At 62.0% G+C, this 2,840-nt stretch carries 3 protein-coding genes; 1 reads left to right on the top strand and 2 read right to left on the bottom strand.

The genetic code is table 11. From position 1 onward, the window contains the following. A partial coding sequence (locus tag VKP01_RS09160; protein WP_324411845.1) for an ABC transporter permease occupies positions 1 to 772 on the bottom strand: 772 nt, incomplete at its 3' end. Positions 773 to 1,055: 283 nt separating this feature from the next. Further along, positions 1,056 to 2,066, bottom strand: coding sequence for a Fe(3+) ABC transporter substrate-binding protein (locus tag VKP01_RS09155; RefSeq protein ID WP_324411844.1), 1,011 nt, complete (start codon positions 2,064 to 2,066; stop codon positions 1,056 to 1,058). A 367-nt stretch (positions 2,067 to 2,433) separates the two neighbouring features. Here VKP01_RS09155 and VKP01_RS09150 point away from each other — a divergent pair. Continuing rightward, a partial coding sequence (locus VKP01_RS09150; protein ID WP_324411843.1) for an MgtC/SapB family protein occupies positions 2,434 to 2,840 on the top strand: 407 nt, incomplete at its 3' end.

Genomic DNA, 2,840 nt, shown 5'->3' with positions numbered 1-2,840 from the left:
CCATCCGCTCGACGAGAAAGGCCACGGCCACGAAGCAGACGAGCAGGGCCGCGAGCTGGGCCGCCGCAACCGGCGCACCGCGCGCAAACCATGTCCGGAAGATGCCCGTCGTCAAGGTCTGGACGCCCAGATGCAGCACGGTGCCGTAATCAGCGAGCGTTTCCATCGCGACGAAGGCGGCACCGGCGGCGATTGCCGGCCAGGCCAATGGCAGTGCCACCCGCCTGAACGCGGCAACGCGGCCCTGGCCGAGCGACCGCGCCGTTTCCATGAGATGCAATGACTGGCCGAGAAAGGCCGCTCGCGACAGCAGATAGACGTAGGGGTAGAGAACGAGGGCCAGCAGGACCATTGCGCCGGGCAGCGAGGCGATCTGCGGAAACCAGTAATCCGCGCGCCCCCAACCGAACACGCTGCGCAACCCGCTCTGGATCGGCCCCCAATAGCTCAGCCGATCGAAATAGACATAGGCGATCACGTAGCCGGGCATTGCCAGCGGCAGCATCAGTGCCCATTCGAGCACCCTGCGCCCGGGAAATTCGTAGGCGGCGATCAGCCATCCCGTGGTCACCCCGATCATGATCGCCAGCAGGGTCACGCCGGTGACCAGAATCAGGCTGTTCTGCACATAGAGCGGCAGGACCGTATCGAAGAGATGCGCCCAGACGCCTTCTGACGGCACGAAGACGCGGCTCGCGACGGTCACCACAGGCAGGAGAATGACGCCAATGACGATGAAAGCGAGCAGCGTCCAGATCGAGGGAAGCGCCACGCGCCTTCGTTTCCGAAGACCGTGTTCCGACCCCTGTTGCAATGCCGTCCTCTGCTTCATGCCCGTGTCCCGCATGCCGAGTGCGGACTGATAGGACTGTCGTGCCTGCGTGTCCATGCGTCCTGTCGCCTTGATGAGAGAGTATCGCAATGGGGCTGCACCCGTGGCATGGGTCCCGGTCACCGGAACGCATGCGGGCGCAAGACGCCCTGCTCCTGCAGGATGCCTTGCGCCCGGACACGCATGGCGATGCCCGGCGCTTCACCGCCGGGCACGCAACTCCTCACGGAACCCCGGCGCGGTCCCACACGGCGACTGCGTCAGCGGCGTTGATTCCGTAGACCGACGCATTGACACCGCTCGACTCGAAGTCGGTATGCTCGGACATCGGGCCTGTCGGCTCGAGGCCCTCGACCACCGGATATTCGTTGTTGCCGTCGGCGAGGATGATCTGCGCCTCGTCGGAGACCAGATACTCGAGGAACGCAACCGCGTTTTCGGCATTCGGGGCCGTGGTCAGCACACCCGCGCCAGAGACGTTGATATGCGTGCCGCGGTTGTCCTGGTTGGGGAAGATGAAGGCCGTGGCATCGGCAACGGCGTTGTCTTCCGGATTCGCCGAGGCCTTCAGGCGACCCCAGTAATAGGTATTGGCGATCGCCAGATCACACTCGCCCGCCGCGACGGCGCGAATCTGATCCGTATCACCGCCCTGCGGCGCGCGTGCGAGATTGTTGCCGACGCCGCGCGCCCATTCTTCAGCCGCCTCTTCACCAAGGGTCTCGATGATCTCGGCCATCAGCGACACCATGTAGATGTTCGAGGATGTGCGCATGCAGATCATGCCTTCATAGGCGGGATCGGCAAGATCCTCGTAATCCGAGATGCCCTCGGGCAGCCCCTTTTCAGCATTGTAGAAAATCACGCGCGCGCGCGTCGACAGTCCGAACCAGAGATTGTCCGGGTGGCGCAGGGCTTCCGGAACGCGCTCGGTGAGAACATCACTCTCGACCGGCTGGAAGATGCCGGCATCGACGGCACGCTGCAGGCGTCCGCCATCGACCGTCAACAGAATATCTGCCGGGCTGTTGGCCCCCTCGGCCTGGATGCGCGCCAGCAACTCGTCACCGGAACCTTCGATCAGGTTGATCTCGATGCCGGTCTGTTCCGTGAATGCATCATAGAGCTGCAGATCGGTGTCGTAATGGCGCGCCGAATAGAGGTTCAACTCATCGGCGAATGCCGGAAAGGCCATTGTGATGGCCAGTACAGAGGCAGCAGAAAGCCGCAACATGTGTTTTCTCCCTTGACTCGAAGGTTCAAATTCAGCGGCATTCAATTCAAGACGACACGGTTTGAGCGAGAGCCTTCGAACGAATGCGACGCGTGACGGGTACGCAAAAAGATAGCGGTCGTCAAATAATTTTGTAGTAAAAGTCGAATTTTATATTCATTCTAATCTGGAAATACGCTTCGTATAATGATTCTAAACAATTTTATTGTGTGAATACAATTTGAATGCTGCATGGTGTCTCGCTCAGACGAAAATTCGGCAAGGCACCTTCCCCGCCCGGCGATACCCCGCATCGCACGAATTCGGGCCCCATCGCCGGAACGATGTCCGCGCAACAGCCGTTGCTACTCTGGTGAAAGGAGTTTCCATGGAACAGGGCGGCTTGTCGGCGCTGATGCCGCAGACGGGTTTCATCACCATCGCGGTGCGCTTGCTCGCGGCTGCGGCTCTGGGATTGCTGATCGGGCTCGATCGGGAATACCGCTCCCGCCCGGCGGGATTGCGCACGCATATGCTGATTTCGCTGGCGGCGGCGACCTTCGCCGTTCTGACCTTCGAGATCATCCAGCAGACGCGGGGCGAAACCGGTGGCGTCACGACTGATCCGGTCCGCATCATCGAAGCGGTCACGGCCGGCGTCGCCTTTCTCGCAGCCGGAACGATTATCCGGGCGCGCGGGGGCGTCAAGGGGCTGACGACGGGCGCCGGGATGTGGCTGGCCGGCGCGGTCGGTCTCGCCTGTGGGCTGGGAGCCTATGCCGTGGCCATCCTCGC

This window comes from Saliniramus sp. (assembly GCF_035311605.1).
GTDB lineage: Bacteria > Pseudomonadota > Alphaproteobacteria > Rhizobiales > Beijerinckiaceae > Saliniramus.
The sequence above is the reverse complement of the archived record's forward strand: the minus strand, read 5'-3'. Positions and strand labels throughout refer to the sequence as shown.

What these genes read in the sequence shown, in the direction of transcription:
- VKP01_RS09155 (WP_324411844.1), bottom strand. Translation starts at nt 2,066, where the DNA reads ATGTTGCGGCTTTCTGCTGCCTCTGTACTGGCCATCACAATGGCCTTT.